The organism is Candidatus Binataceae bacterium (assembly GCA_035308025.1).
Lineage (GTDB): Bacteria > Desulfobacterota > Binatia > Binatales > Binataceae > JAJPHI01.
The window spans coordinates 29,688-46,922 of sequence record DATGHL010000052.1; the positions used below are offsets into that span (position 1 = coordinate 29,688).

Annotated in this window: 16 protein-coding genes; 14 read left to right on the forward strand and 2 right to left on the reverse strand. The window is 60.0% G+C overall.

Going from position 1 to position 17,235, the window contains the following annotated elements; all coding sequences use genetic code 11:
• Positions 1-8 precede the first annotated feature (8 nt).
• From lpxC to VKS22_15855, 3 genes are read left to right on the forward strand one after another with little or no spacing between them, the layout of a single operon-like run.
• A complete protein-coding gene (gene lpxC / locus VKS22_15845) occupies positions 9-1,268 on the forward strand; it encodes a UDP-3-O-acyl-N-acetylglucosamine deacetylase (GenBank protein ID HLW72084.1) in 1,260 nt (419 codons plus the stop codon).
• Positions 1,269-1,293: 25 nt separating this feature from the next.
• Positions 1,294-2,028 carry an SDR family oxidoreductase gene (locus tag VKS22_15850; protein HLW72085.1) on the forward strand — a complete coding sequence of 245 codons (735 nt, stop codon included), beginning with the start codon at positions 1,294-1,296 and terminating at the stop codon, positions 2,026-2,028.
• Positions 2,029-2,038: 10 nt separating this feature from the next.
• Positions 2,039-2,761, forward strand: a complete 723-nt coding sequence (locus VKS22_15855; protein ID HLW72086.1) for a 7-cyano-7-deazaguanine synthase — start codon at positions 2,039-2,041, stop codon at positions 2,759-2,761.
• A 49-nt stretch (positions 2,762-2,810) separates the two neighbouring features.
• Here VKS22_15855 and VKS22_15860 read toward each other — a convergent pair whose 3' ends face one another.
• Positions 2,811-3,992: an amidohydrolase family protein gene (locus VKS22_15860; protein ID HLW72087.1), complete on the reverse strand. Its 1,182-nt coding sequence runs from the start codon at positions 3,990-3,992 to the stop codon at positions 2,811-2,813.
• Positions 3,993-4,247: 255 nt separating this feature from the next.
• Between VKS22_15860 and VKS22_15865 the strand changes: the two genes are divergently transcribed.
• From VKS22_15865 to VKS22_15905, 9 genes are all read left to right on the forward strand, one after another.
• Positions 4,248-5,372, forward strand: a complete 1,125-nt coding sequence (locus tag VKS22_15865; GenBank protein HLW72088.1) for a hypothetical protein — start codon at positions 4,248-4,250, stop codon at positions 5,370-5,372.
• Positions 5,369-5,644 (forward strand): MmoB/DmpM family protein, encoded by a 276-nt coding sequence (locus VKS22_15870; protein HLW72089.1) that lies wholly within the window; start codon positions 5,369-5,371, stop codon positions 5,642-5,644. The genes VKS22_15865 and VKS22_15870 overlap by 4 nt, the downstream gene beginning before the upstream one ends.
• A gap of 36 nt (positions 5,645-5,680) precedes the next feature.
• Positions 5,681-7,237 carry a hypothetical protein gene (locus VKS22_15875; GenBank protein HLW72090.1) on the forward strand — a complete coding sequence of 519 codons (1,557 nt, stop codon included), beginning with the start codon at positions 5,681-5,683 and terminating at the stop codon, positions 7,235-7,237.
• A 35-nt stretch (positions 7,238-7,272) separates the two neighbouring features.
• The gene (locus VKS22_15880) at positions 7,273-8,283 is read left to right on the forward strand and encodes a 2Fe-2S iron-sulfur cluster-binding protein (GenBank protein ID HLW72091.1); all 1,011 of its coding nucleotides are present in this window, start codon (positions 7,273-7,275) and stop codon (positions 8,281-8,283) included.
• A gap of 114 nt (positions 8,284-8,397) precedes the next feature.
• On the forward strand, positions 8,398-8,649 hold the full coding sequence (locus VKS22_15885; protein HLW72092.1) for a hypothetical protein: 252 nt from the start codon (positions 8,398-8,400) through the stop codon (positions 8,647-8,649).
• Between the two features lie 14 nt (positions 8,650-8,663).
• Positions 8,664-10,079 carry a hypothetical protein gene (locus tag VKS22_15890; protein ID HLW72093.1) on the forward strand — a complete coding sequence of 472 codons (1,416 nt, stop codon included), beginning with the start codon at positions 8,664-8,666 and terminating at the stop codon, positions 10,077-10,079.
• 102 nt (positions 10,080-10,181) lie between these two features.
• On the forward strand, positions 10,182-11,090 hold the full coding sequence (locus tag VKS22_15895) for an IS1595 family transposase (GenBank protein HLW72094.1): 909 nt from the start codon (positions 10,182-10,184) through the stop codon (positions 11,088-11,090).
• An 84-nt stretch (positions 11,091-11,174) separates the two neighbouring features.
• Positions 11,175-11,333, forward strand: coding sequence for a hypothetical protein (locus VKS22_15900; GenBank protein HLW72095.1), 159 nt, complete (start codon positions 11,175-11,177; stop codon positions 11,331-11,333).
• Positions 11,321-12,106 (forward strand): hypothetical protein, encoded by a 786-nt coding sequence (locus VKS22_15905; protein ID HLW72096.1) that lies wholly within the window; start codon positions 11,321-11,323, stop codon positions 12,104-12,106. The genes VKS22_15900 and VKS22_15905 overlap by 13 nt, the downstream gene beginning before the upstream one ends.
• A gap of 170 nt (positions 12,107-12,276) precedes the next feature.
• Here the strand turns inward: VKS22_15905 and VKS22_15910 are convergent, their stop codons facing one another.
• Complete coding sequence (locus VKS22_15910) at positions 12,277-15,387, reverse strand: adenylate/guanylate cyclase domain-containing protein (protein ID HLW72097.1); 3,111 nt, start codon at positions 15,385-15,387, stop codon at positions 12,277-12,279.
• 368 nt (positions 15,388-15,755) lie between these two features.
• On the opposite strand from VKS22_15910, the gene VKS22_15915 reads away from it, so the two are divergent.
• Entirely contained in the window at positions 15,756-16,640 is an 885-nt protein-coding gene (locus VKS22_15915) for a xanthine dehydrogenase family protein subunit M (protein HLW72098.1), read from the forward strand.
• A 47-nt stretch (positions 16,641-16,687) separates the two neighbouring features.
• Positions 16,688-17,179 (forward strand): (2Fe-2S)-binding protein, encoded by a 492-nt coding sequence (locus VKS22_15920; GenBank protein ID HLW72099.1) that lies wholly within the window; start codon positions 16,688-16,690, stop codon positions 17,177-17,179.
• The last annotated feature ends 56 nt before the right edge of the window (positions 17,180-17,235 follow it).

Genomic DNA, 17,235 nt, shown 5'->3' on the forward strand with positions numbered 1-17,235 from the left:
TGAAAAAAATGCGCCCGACCGTGCTGGTGGTGGATGATGAGGCGCGCATCAGGTCGTCCTTGCGCGGCCTCCTGAGCGACGAGGGCTATCGCGTGCTCGACATCGGCGACGCGCCGGCCGCGATGAGCCTGATCGCGCGCGAAAATCCGGCCCTCGTGCTGCTCGACGTCTGGATGCCCGGGCTCGACGGCATCGAACTGCTCCGGCGCATCAAGCATGAACATCCCGCGATGCCGGTGATTATGATTTCGGGTCACGCGAATATTCAGAACGCGGTTGCGGCGACTCGACTCGGCGCCGCCGACTTCATCGAAAAGCCCTTTTCCGTGACCGGGCTGCTCGCTTCGATTGATCGTGTGCTGGCGGGCGTGAGCGATCCTGACCGCGCGGCCGCGGTACCCGGCCACACCATCGCCGAAGCCGGCCGCGAGCGGCTCGATCGGACCGGGATGCGACCACAGCGCACTGTCGCGCAGTCGCTGGTAATCGGCGGGCAGGGGCTGCACTCAGGACTCAAGACCGGCGTGATTCTTCATCCGGCGCCGCCCGGCAGCGGGATCGTCTTTTCGTCGCTGGCCGATCAGTCTTCGATTGTCGCGCGCATCGAGAACGTCACCGAGACTGGTTACAACACCACGCTAAGCGGCGACGGCCACTCGATTCGCACGGTCGAGCATCTGATGTCGGCGCTGCACGGCCTCGGCATCACCAACGTGTTGGTCAAGACCGACGACGAGTTGCCCGCGCTCGACGGTTCCGCCGCGGAATTTTGCAGCCAACTGCGCGCGGCCGGGCTGCGCGATCAGGCCGCGTCGCTCGAGCCCGTGCGGGTCGCCGCGCCGATTCAGGTGGGGGAGGGCGACGAATTTATCCGGGTTGAGCCGGCCGAGCGCCTGATCATCGATTACACGCTCGATTACCCTCAACCGATCGGCGTTCAGCGCGTCCATTTCGAGCTGGATTCGGCCGAAACTTACGAGCGCGAGATTGCGCCCGCGCGCACTTTCGGTTTCGTCAGCGAATTTCACAAGCTCACCGAGATGGGTCTCGCGCGCGGGGGCCGCCTGGATAACCTGATTCTCGTGGACGACGAGAAGGTCGTGAACACGACGCTGCGCTTCCCCGATGAATTCGCGCGTCACAAAATCCTCGACCTGATCGGCGACCTTTACCTGCTGGGGCGCCCGCTCCTCGGACATGTGACCGCGTCGAAATCCGGCCATTCGGACAACCTCGCGATTCTGCGCGCGATCGCGGCGTCGCTCTAAACTCTGTATAACACAGGCTTATTCGGTGGAATTGAAGGGTCGAGTGGCGCTCGTGACGGGCGCGGGCAAACGTGTTGGCCGCGCGATTGCGATCGCGCTCGCAGAGCGCGGCGCAGCAATCGCTATTCATTATCGCAGCTCGCGCGCCGAGGCTGAGGCGGCTGTCGCAGAGGTAACGGGGCAGGGCGGTAGCGCCCGCAGCTTCGCAGCCGATCTCGAAAAAGTCGCCGAAATCGAAAAGCTGATAGAGAATGTGCTCGACGCCTTCGGCCGTATCGACGTGCTGGTCAACTCGGCCTCGATTTTTTTTCGCAAACCGCTGAGCGAAGTCACGGAGCGCGATTGGGACGTCAATCTTGATACCAATCTGAAGGCGCCGTTCTTTCTGTCGAAGTTCGCCGGGGCCGCGATGCGCCGTCAGGGCGCCGGCAAAATCGTCAACATCGGCGATTGGGCCGGCATCCGGCCCTACAACAACTATTTGCCGTACACTGTCTCGAAGAGCGGGCTGATTGGACTGACGCGGGCGTTGGCCAAGGCGCTGGCCCCGGAAGTTCAGGTCAATATCGTCGCCTTGGGTCCCGTGATGCCGCCCGAGGATTATGATGCGGCCGAGATCGAGCGGTTGCGGCAGGCGACCTTGACCAAGACGCTCGGCACGCCCCAAGATGTTGCGCGCGCCGTGGTCTTTCTCTGCGAGAACGCCGACTTCACCACCGGGGCCACGCTGATGATCGACGGCGGCCGCCTCCTCAACTGAAGGCGCGCCAATGGCGTCGTCTGCGCAGCCGGAGAGGATCGATTACCGCATCGCGGTGCTTCCCGAGCGCGTCGCGATCCTCGCCAGCGGCGGCCTCGATAGCTCGGTGATGCTCGGCGTGATCGCGCGTTCAGGCCGCCAGGTCTATCCGGTTTATATTCGCGCCGGATTGAGCTGGGAGACATCGGAACTGGCCACCCTCAGACGCTTTATCCGCACGCTCGCGATGCGCAATGTTCAGCCCGTCACCGTCCTCAAGCTTCCGATGAACGATCTCGCCGGCGACCATTGGAGCATGACTGGCCGCGACGTTCCGGGATACAACGCGGCGCTCTCGTCCAATTACATCCTGGGCCGCAATCTGATTCTGCTGGCGAAGGCCGCGGTCTTCTGTGCGCGTCATCAGATTGGCGAAATCGCGATGGCGCCACTCGAGAGCAATCCCTTCCCCGACGCGCGCCCCGAATTCTTTCGCGCCTTTGCCCGCGCCGTCGATCTGGGCGTCGGGATCAAGCTCAAGGTGTTGACGCCGTTTGCTGGCCTGACCAAGGCTCAGGTGATCGAGCGCGGCGCCGGGATGCCGCTTGAGCTGACCGTCTCGTGCGCACGCCCAACCGGCAACATCCATTGCGGATCCTGTACGAAATGCGCGGAACGTGTCGAAGGCTTCGCCGCCGCCAGCATCGAGGATCCGACGCTCTACGCGCGCAAACCGGGCCGCCGAAAAAGCTGAGCTTGCCTCCACTCAGCCTGATCGGCGCGCCCGCGAATCGCCGGTCGATCTATGCGGCGCGCTTTGCCTCGTCCGCGGCCGTCGGCGACTCGACTTTGTAAAGCCGCTGGCCGTTGCCCCACAGAATCTTCCGCCGCACTGATTCTTCGCAGTCGGAGAGGCCGCTCCTGATCCGGTCGTGAACGTCCTCGCCGTACAGCGAAGTCGGATGAGGAAAGTCCGTTTCAAAAAGAATGTTATCGGCGCCGACCTTGTCGATCAGACGGCGCGGCGCGATCTGCTCGAACCAGTAGCAGGCGTAGATGTTGCGCGTGAAGTATTCCGACGGCAGCCGATCAAATTCCGGACGCTCCTCCGCCACGCTGTTGCCCTGGTACTGGTAGTCCATCGCTTCGAGCATGAAGGGGATCCAGCCGATGCCGCTCTCGACCGAGATGAACTTGATTTTGGGATACCGCGCCAGCACCCCGGACATTAACAGGTCGGCGAGCTGAACGCCGTTGCGCAGAAAGATATCGACGGCCAACTCGGCAAACGCCGCCATCTTGCCGTACATCTGCATTTTGTTCTGCAGCAGACCCTCTTCCATGTTGCCCGATCCGATATGGAAGCTGATCGGCAGGTCGAACTCGCAAGCGACCTCCCACAACGGATTCCAATGCGGATCGCCCATCAGCGGCAGTCCCCAGTACTGCGGCTCGCCGGTGAACAGGATGCCCTTGTGGCCCATCGCGGCGCAGCGCCGCACCTCTTTCACCGATTCGGTGATGTCCCAGAACGGCATCGAGGTGATCGGCAACAGGCGGCGCGAATCGGCCGATGCCCACTCGGTCTGCCAATCGTTGTAGATTCGCACACAGGTCAGCATCAACTCGGGGTCGCCTAACTTCAGGAACTGCTGCGCGCCGAAGCCGCCGACGTTCGGATACATGACCATGGCCCAGATGCCCATCTCATCCATGTACTTGAGCCGCGCCTTGGCGTCGTAGGCCCCGGGGTGCATCTCCTCGAAGGTCTTGGGCGGGTTCTTGATGCTGCCCACGCCCGCGGTCGCGGTCAGCCCCGGACTGGCGAGCATCGAAGTGCCGCCGACCGCCCACATCATCCGGCCGTTGCTGCTGGTCTCGATGCGCGGTACGCGGTCGCGCATACTCGCGGGCGCGCGACTCGTCCAGAGGTCGCCGGTCTCGGTGACGTGCGTGTCAACGTCGATAATCGTATAGCCGCTCATAGGGTTCCTCGCTTGCGCTGGGATTTTGATTTTGAAATTTCAGATTCGCATCAACGGTCGGCAGTTGCAACGCCGCATCGGATTTGGTCGAGAGTCCCCGTGGAGAGTTAATCGTCTCCCTTGACGGCAAAGTAAAATTGGCGGATATACTTTTATTTCCTGAGGAAATGATTTCGACTGGCGGTTAAAGTAAGCAGCCTTGACGGGGATGAGCGGGCTCGATGATCGGGCTCAAGGATCAAAGGCCGACAGCCAATGAACAATGCCAAAGCTCCCTTCCGCTACGTTACCTCGACGCGCAATCGCGCGACCGAATACGAAGAACTGACGCTCCACTGCCAATGGAGCCCGCACAACTTCGCCAAGCAGGGCTGGTTTAATTTAGGTCACGACGGCCGCCCGTCGTGGGACGAGCGCTCGACGCGCCTCAAATGCGTCGCCCTGCCGAAGCCCTCGACCTGGTGGTACGACGCAAGCCGCGCCACGAAGCAGACTGCCGTCGCCTTCGAGCAAGACCATCATATCGAGCAGAGCGCACGCTATTCGCAAGCCGGATGGTGGGGCTACCGCGATCCGTCGCAGATGTGGTTTCGGCCCTACGTCGAGATGCAGGCCGGGCAGGAGAACTCGATCCAGCTCGCGATGGACGGCGCGGCGCGTCTGGGCCTGTACCAGAATGTCGGCGAGGCGTGGCTCGGATTTCTCGGACATTACTATGCTGCCTGGCGCTACGCGGAATACGGGCTCTTCATGGCGCTCTGTTACGCCCAGCGCGAGGCCTTATCCGACGTCGTCGCCACGCCCTATCTCTTTCAGGCGGTGGACAAGGAACGTCACGCGCAGGACATTGCGCTCCATTGCATGGCGCTGGAAGAACAGGTTCAAGGCTTCTCCGATGCGGGTGCGATGGACATCTGGATGGGCGATCCGGCCTTGCAACCAATCCGGCGTTACGTCGAGTATCTGCTCGCGTCGCGTGATTGGGCCGAGATCATCTTCGCGGTTAACCTTGTCTTCGAGCCGCTGGTCGGGCGCCTGCTCGGCAATTACCTGGTAGCGCAACAAGCGTGCGCGTGCGGTGATCCGGTTACTCCCTTGATCGCCGAGACCGTCGAGTCTGATCGCCAGCGCGCCGTCGCCACGACCGCCGAGTTAGCGCGCTTCGTCATTGCCAATCAGCCCGCCAACCGCGTCATTATCGAAGAATGGCTCGATCGCTGGACGCCGCTCGCGCTCGCCGCTGCCGAAGGACTGGCGCCCCTAGCACGTTATCCACGGGAAGATCAGGCGAGTTTCAGAAAAATCCTCGACAAGTTGATCGCCGAGCAGGCTCAGCTGGTCGCCGCCGCCGGGCTGACGCGCTCACGGGTGGCCGCATGAGTTCGAACGGGCACAAGGTTGCGCTCAAGCTGATGGTCGGGCAGGAAGCCGACGCGGTGGTTTCGGTGCTCGCGGAAGCCCATCCGGAGGCTGTGATTCAACGCTATCCCGCCTACGTCTCGATCGAAGGCCAAAATCGGCTCACGGTTGAGATTCCGCGGGTGATCGAGGCCCTCGGAAGCGATTACGACGTTACCCGGTTTCTCGTCATACTGTCGTCCTACGTCGGCGCGATCGACGTCAACGACGACAGCGTCACTCTGACTGCGTAGCAGCGAAAATCTCCGCAACGGTTCAGCGAGGAAAAAATGGCCGCTCTGAACAAAAATTACGACCGCGTCAAAAACATGGATTGGGAGCCGAGCTATATCGATCCGGCGCAAAAGTTTGTCGAGCCCACCCGCTTCCATCTGCCGCGCAAGGCGATCGACCCTTTCAAGACTTTCGTCCGCGAGTATTTTCAGATGGAGCGCGAAAAGGACGTCCGCCACTTCGCCCTGCTCGAAGCCGCCAGCCGCCTGCAGCCCGCCAATCCCGAGCCGCGCTGGATGGAGGCGATGAAGTTTGTGCTCTCCAATCTCTCCGGCGCCGAGTATGCTGCCGGCCGCCAGATGGGCCGGATGGCGCGCACGGTCGCCCCCACCGAGTTGCGCCAAGGTTACATGATGCAGTCGCTCGACGAGATGCGCCATGCGCAACTCGAGCTCAGCGCCGTGCGCCATCATATGCGGACCTGGGAGGATCCGGCCGGGTACGACATCGCGCTCTATGGCGCGGGCACCAACGTCGGTTCCAACGCTTTTCGTGCCTTTCTCGAAGATTCGATGACCGCCGATCCGGTCGAGAGTTCGATCGCGATCCAGATTTTCGCCGAGACCGCCGATTCCAACATCTTCTTCGTCGGCATGACCTCGGCGGCGACCAAGTCCGGCGACCCGGTCCTGGCCTCGACGTTGCTGACGATCCAGTCCGACGAATCACGCCACATGGCCAACGGTTACGCCACTCTGATGACTCTGCTGGGCGATGATCGCAACCTGCCGCTGATCCAGGACGCCCTCGACAAGTGGTCGTGGCGCAATCACATGGGCTTTGAAGTGCCGCTGATGCTCGCGGCGGACTACTTCACTCGCCACAAAGACGAATCCGGCAAAGAGATGTATGAGCGCTGGATTCTGGAAGATTTCTACGAAAACTTTTATCGCAAACTCGAGAAGTACGGCATCCGCAAGCCGAAGTTCATGGACCACATCCTGCGCAATATCGAATGGGCGTCGCATTCCGCCGCAGTCTATCTCTACGGCGCGTGGGGCGAGTTCTATCATCGCTACGATCCGCCCGACGAGCGCGAGATGGAATGGTTCGAGAAAAAATACCCTGGCTGGTATTCCTACTACGGCAAGTTCTGGGAATCCTATAAGGCCACGACCGATCCCAGCGATCGTCGCTTCGTTCTCTCCGAGCTGGGCAAGCTCCCGGCCTTCTGCCAGGTCTGCCAGTTGCCATGGATTTTTCCGCGCCCGGACGCCAGTGCCGGCAGCCGGATCTGGAAAGACGGCCGCTGGATTTCCTTTTGCTCGCCCGGATGCGAATGGATCTACGATCGCGAGCCCGAACACTATGCGGGCTTCAAAGGTTTCTACGAGATTTACGACGGCTATGAATTCTCCGAGGTCGTCCGCGACCTCGGTTACATCCGGTCCGATGGCAAAACGCTAATCGCGCAGCCGACCCTCGCGACCGAGCGCATGTGGACGATCGATGACATGAAGGCCTGCGACTACATCGTCCATTCGCCGCTGAACACCACGCCGGTTTTCAGCCGCGAGCGGGCGCAAGAGTTGGTCCCGCAGGATCAGCTCTAGTCAATCCAGCGGGGTCCGGTCGGGCGGCCACAGCCATGTTCAAGGTGACCCTGCAGCCGGCTGGACGCTCCTTTGACTGTCTCGAGAGCGAGACCATCCTCGACGCCGCTTTCCGCGAGGGGCTGCGTCTTCCTCATGGCTGCCGCTCCGGCGGCTGCGGTTCGTGCAAGGCCAGGCTCATCGAAGGCGAGGTTGACGATTCCCAAGCCTCGCTCAGCGCCCTAATGGACTACGAGCGCGCCGCCGGGATGACGCTGCTATGCTCGTCCTATCCCGAAAGCGACGTCGAAATCTGGCTCGAACACGTCGAGGAGGACGACACACCGCCACGCTATCTCGATGCTCGCGTAATCGATCTCGCCGAAATTGCCTCGGGGCTGTTCCTGATTCATCTTGGTATCGAGTCCTCACTCGGGTTTCGAGCCGGTCAGTATATCGAAGTGAACGTGCCGCGAACCGAAGAGTGGCGCGCCTACTCGCTGGCTAATCCCCCGACGGTCAGGCGCGAACTCGAGATACTTATCAAGTTGGTCCCCGGCGGACTGTTCTCCGACTATCTGGCCGCATCGCGGCTCAAGGCCGGCGACATCCTCAGTATCCGCGGACCTTATGGAAATTTCGCGCTGCGCCCTGGCGAGCCGTCGCTACTCTTCATCACAGGTGGGTCGGGACTAGCGCCGGTGCTATCGATGCTGCGAGAGCTGGCGCCGACCGAAACAACTCGACCGATTCGCCTGCTTTACGGCGCGCGCACTCGCCACGATCTCTGCTTTGTCGATGAGTTGCGCGGCTACGAAAAGGAATTCGCCGATTTGAAATTTGTCCCGGTGCTCTCGCACGCGACCGATGATGCGGACTGGCCGGGCGAACGCGGGATGGTCACCGAGGCGATCTCGCGATGGCGTCACGGCGATGACCTACAGGCTTATCTCTGCGGGCCACCTGCAATGATCGATGCAGCGCTGCCGATCCTGGACCGGCTCGGCGTGCCGGCACACCAGATTTTCTTTGACAAGTTTCTGACCCGCGCCGACCTCGTCAAATAGCTCTTGCCCCATAGGGCAGCTTCGCGACGAGACCGGCGCCTTCGGCCGCCAATTTCAAATTCATCGCATTTCAGCTAAAATCCTCTTGAGAACCTTCGATTAAGGGTGCAGGTTATGCAGCAAAAGTTCAGCGACGAAGCACTCCGCGTACTTGACGTTTTAGGCGAAAAGGCCAGTGACGGCTATGCCGTGATGAGCAAGGCCGGCCTCAAGCCGGATGAGTTGGTTCGCGCTCTGAAGGAACTCCCGACATACCTCGTCATGGTGAAAGGCGAACTGATTCCTGACCGCGTGGGGGATGCCTACCTGGTTCTGCTGCCGAACGCCCGTGACTATGCGAATTCGCTTGTTCGCAGTCTGGCCTAGAAACTGACGCGGAGATGCCGTCGTCTCCGGATATACCGGCCTATTATTCGTACCTTATAGTCGCGCTGGTTGGTGGAGTGGTAGCGCGCTCCACCGTCAACAGCGGATTGGCGGATTACCCCGACGGCTGGAGTTTCTTTGCCACTTGGCAGCTTTTTCTCGCCTATACCGCCCTACCGGTTCTGCTCTTTTGGTTCTTGGACTATACCTCGGTGATCCAGGACACTTCGCTGTTCGCGGCGTTGCTGGTTGCCGCCGGGTATCAATCGATTTTCACAAGCGGTATCCAAAGCATCTCGATGCCTGGTCAGAGCGCCAGCTTATGGAAACCTTTTCAGGCCTGGGTTGCCAGAATTAATGATCGCATCGCCACCAAGCAGAAAGCTGCTCTGGATGAGTTCGTTCGAACGCTGGAAATAAGAGTTTCAAGCGACCCGGAACTTCTCAATAAACTTCAGCAAGTTACCACGGAGCATTTACCTGAAGCGGGGACACGTCCGCCTGGCGCGGCACTATCCGAACCTGCGGACGAGTTGCAAGTTGCGTTAGCGGCGATACCTCCCGAGGCTCGCTTGCAGAGGTTTCGTCTGTTGTGGCGGGCTTTCCGAACGGCCGAGCCAATAAATTATGGATATATTCTTTACCGCGAACGGCTCATTAGCCCTCTTCTTTATTGGTGGCAGTTCAGGCACGGTCTGGCGGACATCATAACTTTCGGACTCTTGTCTCTGGGTTCCGCAATCGTTTTGTTCTCCTGTTTTGAGTCGAGTTTTCCTTCCTATGTTGTGAGTAGGATTGTGTATGGCAGCGTGTCCACATCGAACTGGACGCAAGCTTCGGCAGGCTCAGTCATTCGTTACTACCAGTGGCGACTGCGCAAATTGAATGCTTCGGACAAAGACAATTTCAGGAGTCATGAGTATGTAAAACTCATGGCCTCACATACAAACAGTTGCGACGGGCGTCAGGCCTTCCAGCAACTGATGGCTCCGGTCATCGCGGATCTCTGTTTCAAGGATGAGCCCAGCAAGAAGGTCGACGACGTCGCGAGATTACTCGTAAGCATCCATTCCCCAACAATTGATACAATAGCGATCCCGCGGTTGCTCCAATGCCTGTGGACTGACGACGCCGACAATCGACTGCGAATTCACCAGACCCTTATCGCTCTGCAACAGGCCGACTATCCGTCGAGCCTTTCGGAAGCGGAACAGAAGCAATTTGCGGGCTGGATTCCGGGAAAGGACGAAAAATCCGGCGACATGGCCGTATGGGTAAAACATTGGTCGTCATGGTGGAACAGCGCCCAGGCAAGTCAGAACACGACTTGCTCCGCTGCGCCGTCAAATGAAACCCAACCACGAGCGCTTTCTTCGGAGCTCGGCTTGCCAATCGTTTCTCGCAGCCCCGCGCCCCCCGCCGCCCCATAAAAGATGACGCCCTCCCCGCCCGCGCACGGTTGCCGAGCGGAGCGAGCGCGGGGGGCGGCCGAGTCTGCGAGGCGCGGTCAAGTTTAGGTAAGTCTAAAGGACTTGACTACGGATTCTGCTGGTGCTATCTTTCTTCCCATGATGACCTTACGCGAACTGATGGTGACCTTCCCGACCAGCGATGCTTGCAAACAGTTTCTGATGGATCGCCGGTGGCCTGACGGCAAGGTCAAATGCGTGCGCTGTGGAAACGAAAAGGTCTATGCGTCCAAGGCCCGACCTTTCCACTGGCAGTGCCGTAATCACGATCATCCCTATCGGTTTTCGGTTCTCGTCGGGACGGTTTTCGAGAACACAAACTACCCGCTCAAGACGTGGTTTGAAGTGCTCTGGCAGATGCTCAACAGCAAGAAGGGCGTAAGCGCCATGCAGATTCAGCGGCAGATCGGATCGTCCTATCCGACCGCGTGGTTTCTCTGTCATCGCTTGCGCGCGGGAATGAAAGATGCGGAATTTCAGAAGCTTATGGGTATCGTTGAAATCGACGAGACTGGCCTTGGCGGCAAGGATAAGAATCGCCACTGGGACAAGAAACAGCACATTACTGGGCCAAGCGGAAAAACCACGGTCATCGGCGCGATTGCCCGCAAGGGCAATGTGGTTTGCCAAGTGATCGAGAATGCAGACGCCGCGACGCTCAACAAATTCGTGCACAAGACGGTCAGCGGGAATGTCGATTTGGTCGCGACTGACGAGCACAAGGGCTATGCCTACTTGGATGCGCTCGGATTCCCGCATGAGACAGTCAGCCACAGCGCCGGTGAATACGTGCGCGGGAAGGTCCACACCAACAGCATTGAAGGCTTTTGGTCGCTGTTGAAGCGCGGGATCGTTGGCACCTATCACAACGTCAGCAAGAAGTATCTGCCGCTCTATTTGGCGGAATTTCAGTACCGGTATAACAACCGGAAGAACCCTGACATTTTCGGCGAAGCCGTAGCAGGATGCTGAAGCGCCCGAACTGGCGGACGCTCCTGCATCATTCCAGAAAACCCACACAGTTGACGTTGCACTTGGTTCCGAGGGCGAGACGCCATGTCTAAAATCGGCGAAGCCAAGAAAAAGATCATCTTTTTCTACTGCTACACCTGTAAGGACTACGAACTGAAAACTAGTCCGCACTTCCGCAGCCAGAAAGCGCGCTTTGCGCGACGGCGCAAGGCCGAAGCAGAGGGCAAGAAATGGCCCGCGTGATCGCCCTCGTTTCACTGTTGTTGATTGCGGCAATGCCGTTACCGCCAAACCATTCTGAGGCAGGCCAAACCGAGGCCGCCGCAAAACGACATCACCAAAGTCCCGGCGTAATATCTACGATGGGCGATCAAAGCAGTCCCAAAGACACCACCAAGGCCGTCGAAAACTATACTTATAATTACTATTATCCAACCGCCAAATCGAAGAGTCTGCCGATCTGGTTCCAAGAGGTAGCTACTGGCGCTTTGGTAATCTTCACTTTCGGCCTCTGGCTTACCTCGATTTGGCAATGGTGCGCCGTTAAGGAACAGGGCGAAATCGCGGCAAAGGCGCAGCGGGCTTATCTGTCCATAACGCCGGATGGTGTAGACGATCTCAGGGAAAGCGGCACGCCAACGATCACTTTGATTATCAGGAACGAAGGAAACACTCCGGCTTATGAAGTTAGGTTTTGGTCCTGCATCGCCATCGTAACGGGAGACCCATTTCCTAACCCAACCGAATTTCCAGAGGCCAACTTTGGACCAACCTTTGTCTTGACTCCGCACGCCGAGTTTTTCACCGCCCCAAAGCTCACTAAATGGCTCAGCCGTGTCGATTTTCAGGAGATCCGAACGGGGGACAGGGTGCGGCTTTATGTCTGGGGGCGGGTTGAATATTGCGATGTGTTCAAAAAGCCCCACTTTTTGGCCTTCCGTCGGTTTCTCCACGTCGATCGTGATGGCGTAACGACAAGCCTGTACCCCACCGAAGAAGGCAACAATGCAGATTAAAAATATCCATCGCATCCTCCTAGCTTGCAGTCTTTGCAGCAGAGCATAAGGGTGAAATCTTTCAGCCAGTGAACGTCCGGCCTGTCCGAGCCAGAATACCAGGCCCGTCGTTGTAGTCAAGTCCTTTAGACTTACCCAAGTTTAAGTGTCTGCGAGCTGCGTCAAGGTTCTTAGTTGAGCTCATCGAGCAGCGCTTTGGCGTCTTTGAGGTCCGCGGTATCGAAGCCCTCGGTGAACCAATTGTAGATCCCGGCGAGCATCGCGCGCGCCTCATCGCGACGACCCTGATTCGCGAGCAGGCGCGCGAGACTCGTCGTCGCGCGCAATTCCGGTGATTTAGCACCCTGCGAGCGCGCAATTTTAACCGCCCGCTCGAAGCAATTCCCAGCATCTGCAATGCTGGAGTCATCTCGCTCCAGTAGCAGCTCGCCCCTGAGCCGAAGTAGCTCAGCATCATGAGAACGGTTTTCATTCTGATTGGCGAGCTTCTGCGCTTCCTCCAAAACAGTTAGCCCTTCTTCGAAGCACTTCGTCTTGATGCACGCCTCGACTAGAAGTGAGAGGAAATACGGGCGGCCTATGTCGGCGCCGGTCGTGCGAAAGGTAGCCAGGCCTTCCCGTGTCAACCCAATTCCTCGCGCCGCTTGGCCCTGTTGGACCATTGCCCAACCCAGGAGCACCGTAGCCTGAGCCGACCACAACGCAAACCCGTGCTCGGCGGAGAGCGCGACTAGCTTCTCGGCGCCTCGTCTAACTACTGGAATCTCTCCACGAAGCTTTCCCATATTTCCGGCAAGGCCTTGGGCGAACGCCTGACTATGAGGATGAGCAAGCTCTTGCCCCCATGCCACCGCCGCATCACTGTAGCGCCTAGCTTGCTCGGGGTAGCCGAGATGCCAGAGATTGCTCGCCGCGTATGACAAGCAGTTCACCTTTATGTCCAAGCCAATAAAGCTGAAGGCAAAGGCTCGATGCTGCTCAGGAATGTAGAGCGCTATCCCTGCCTCGAGATGACGCAGTGATTGTGAAAACTCTCCCATTTCAAACAGAGTATCGCCAGCAGCAAGATTACCGAGCATCAGTAACGTTGGATCATTTGCATCTTGCGCCCGCCGAAGTAGCTCGTTGGCAAGCTCTGACGCCATGCGAAAACGACCCCGCACAAGGTAAACGGCATAAAGACCAAACAAGGTCGCAAAGAGCTGCTGCGACTCCCGGAGTTTCTCGCAGAGCTGGCGCGCCCGTATGAACACTCGTTCCACTTCTGGCGCGGCCCAACTCTTTATCGCAATGAGTGCGGGTCCGAGCGCGAGCTGGATTCTTAGTTCCTGTCGATCGCGCTCTGGACTATCGGGCAACGCATGTAGCAACTCTATTGCTGAACTAATATTCTCAATTGCTTCCGCGTTCGCCGATCGCTTAATCGCCTGTTGGCCGGCGCGGCCGAGATACTCGATCGCCTTATCGATATTATCGCTGTGACTATAGTGATGCGCCAACTGCGTCAGGTGATCGTCGAGTTGACCAGCGAACAGCGACTCCACTGCGTGGCCGGCGCGCTCGTGCACTTGCTTGCGCCGCTCGATGAGTAATGAGTTATAGGCGACCTCCTGGGTCAGCGCGTGCTTGAAGACATACTCGACATCGGTCGCGGCCGGCTGCTCGTAGATGAATTCGCCCGCCTGTAGATCGGCGAGTATCCGCTCCAACTGAGTATCCGCGTGTGAGGCAACTTGCCTTAGGAGAGCGCGCGACGACTCCCGCCCGATCACCGCGAGCGTTTGTAATAGTTGCTTATGCTCGCTCGGTTGCCGATCGATGCGCGACGCGAGCATCCCCTGCACGGTCGGCGGCAATCGCAACTGCGAGAGTGAGCGCGTCACCTTCACGACGCCATTGCGCGCCAGCGCGCCGTCTTCGAACAGCGCCTGCACGATCTCCTCGATAAAGAACGGATTGCCGCCGGTGCGTTCAGTGATTAAGCGCTTGAGCGGATTGAGTTCGACGGCCTCACCTAAGAGCGCCGCCAGCATCGCGGCGCCGTCCGCGCCGCCCAGCGGCTCCAGCCGAAGTTGTGAATAGTAACTCTTGTTGGTCCATTCGTGATGATACTCGGGGCGATAGTTCACCAGCAGCAACACATTGGCGCGGGCCACGCTGTCGGCCAGCAGGTCGAGCAACGCCTGGGTCTGCGCGTCGACCCAGTGCAGATCCTCGAAGATCAGCACGACCGGCTGATTGAGGTTTTCGCGCAGGATGATGCGCTTGATCGCCTCAAGCGTCCGCTGGCGCTTGATCTGCGGGTCCATCTGGGCGAGCGGATCGGCGCCCTCGACGACTCCGAGCAAGCCGAACAGATAGGGCAGCGTATCGGTCAGTGCAAGATCGAGTTCAGTCTGCGCGTTGCGGACTTTCTCGCGCCGCGCCGCCGCATCGTCCGTGTCCTGGATGCCGAAGTAATTGCGCAATAGTTCGAGCATGGGCAGCCACGCCGAGGCCTTGCCGTGCGAGACCGAATAGGCTTCCAGCACTTTGCAGGTCGCCGGTATCGTTGCCTTGAACTCGTGAAACAGTCGCGACTTGCCGGTCCCCGCCTCGGCCATCACCGTGACCACCTGCCCCTGCCCGGCGATCGCGAGTTCGAGCGCGCGCTGCATCTGCGCGAGCTCGTGCTCACGCCCGATGAACCGCGTCAACCCGCGCCGCGCCGACAACTGAAAGTGACTGCGCAGCGGACCGAGCCCGAGGACCTCGTAAACTTCGATCGGCGCGCTCAGCCCCTTGACGGTCATCGGTCCCAGGCCGCGCAGCTCGAAGTAGCCCTCGCAGAGTCTGCGGGTGTAATCGCTGACCGCAATCGAACCGGCCGGCGCAATCGCCTCCAGCCGCGCCGCCAGATTGGCCGTATGGCCGACCAGGCGGGACTCGACCTTGCCGCCGGTCTCGACCGAGTAGGCCACGACCTCGCCGGTGTGGACGCCGACGCGGGCGTCGAGCGACTGCAGGCCTTTGGCGGCGCGACGCTCTCCCTCCGCGCGCAACTCCTGCTGCATCGCCAGTGCGGCGTTGAGCGCACGCTGCGGATGGTCCTCATACGCCGCCGGCGCGCCGAACAGCGCGAAGATGCCGTCGCCGGTCGAGCGCGCGACGTAGCCCTCGTAGCGGCGGACCGCCTCAGACATAATCCGCAGCGCCGGCGCCACGATCGCGTGCGCCGCCTCTGGGTCGAGGTCTTCCATCAGCGCGGTCGAGCCTTTGAGATCCGCAAACAGCGCCGTCACGATCTTCCGCTCGCCCTCAGGTGCTGCCGAATCGTCCGGCTGCCCCGACGAGTCGCTATACTGGCTAGCCGTTGCAGCGGTTTGAGTTGAACCCGATGCAGCAGATAACGGGCTGCCACACTCGGCGCAGAACTTCTTGCCGGGCGCGCTTTCGGCTCCGCACTTGGTGCAATACATCGCTCTATCCTCAAGAGACAGCGACGAATGCCCCCCTTGTATCATCGAACGTGACGCAGCGGCCAGCAGGCTTGCGGAAGGAGTTTAGGCCGGAGTGGCCTTTTCGTGAGTCTTTGACTAAGGTGTGTCTCACTGCCGGTCCATCTGATTGCCGGCGAAGATTTTTGCAGAGCGCGGGGAGGGTTTGCGACTTGCACGCGATTAATTACGAAGCTCCAACCACGGTCGATCAGGCGCTCAAGCTGCTCGCGGCGCACGGCGAAAAAGCCCGCGCGATCTGCGGCGGCACCGACTTGATTATTCAACTGCGCGCCGGCGTCCGGCGTCCCGAGCACGTCGTCGATCTGAAGAATATCGCCGACATGCGAAAGCTCTCCTTCAGCCTGCAGCATGGTCTGCGGCTCGGCGCCGCGGTGCCGGCGATTGAGCTGCATGAAAGCGCCGACATGCGCCGTTACTATCCGGGGCTGACCGAAGCCGCTCATCTGATCGGCTCGCTGCAGATTCAAAGCCGCGCCTCGGTCGGCGGAAATCTCTGCAACGGCTCGCCCGCCGCCGACACAACGCCAGCCCTGATTGCGCTCGCGGCCAAGGGGCGGGTAGTTGGGCCCAAGGGTGAGCGGATGGTCGCGGCGGAGGATTTCTGCGTCTCGCCCGGACGCACGGTGCTGAATCCTGACGAGCTGCTGGTGGACCTGCAAATCGCGGCCCCGTCGGGCCATTCGAGTGACGCCTACCTGCGCTTCATCCCGCGCAACGAGATGGATATCGCGGTGGTCGGCGTCGGTGTGGCGGTCACGATCGATCCCGCCGACGATCGCTGTATCGACGCGCGGATCGGTTTGGGCGCGGTCGGCCCCACGCCGATTTTCGCAAAAGAGGCTTCGGCGACGCTGGTCGGCAAGAAGCTCGACGCCGCCGCGATCGATAAAGCGGCGCAGTTGGCGATCGCGGTCAGTTCTCCGATCGACGACATGCGCGGGACCGCGGAGTTCCGCCGTCATGTGGTCGGGGTGCTGACCCGCCGCACGCTGGCGATCGCGATTGAGCGTGCGCGCAGCGCTTCGAGCCGTTAATATCCATATCTAACTTCTCAACCAGGAACGAAATCGGCGCAGCAAAAATGGCGAAGAAAACAGTAATCGAAACCACGCTTAACGGCGAAGTTACGGAATTCCTCTGCGAGCCGCGCGAGAGCCTGCTCGAAGCCCTGCGCGACACGCTCGGGCTGACCGGCAGTAAAGAGGGCTGCCTGACGGGTGACTGCGGGGCTTGCACGGTCGTGATCGACGGGCGCGCGGCCTGCTCCTGCCTGGTCTTCGCGGTGGAAGCGCAGGGCAAAAAGATCGAGACGATCGAGGGCCTCGCCAGCCGCGAGGGCCTGCACGTCTTGCAGCAGAAATTCCTCGAGCACGCGAGTCTCCAGTGCGGCATCTGCACGCCCGGGTTTTTGATGTCGAGCAAGGCCTTGCTCGATCGTAATCCGAATCCGACGGAGGCCGAGATTCGTTACGCACTGGCCGGGAATCTCTGCCGCTGCACCGGTTACGATAAAATCGTCCGCGCCGTAGTCGACGCGGCCAAAACGCTCAACAGTGGCGCTCGCGCGGCCTGATCGCGGAAGACGGAATGCGCCGGCCGACCGCTCACTAATTTTCGTATAGAGGTCAC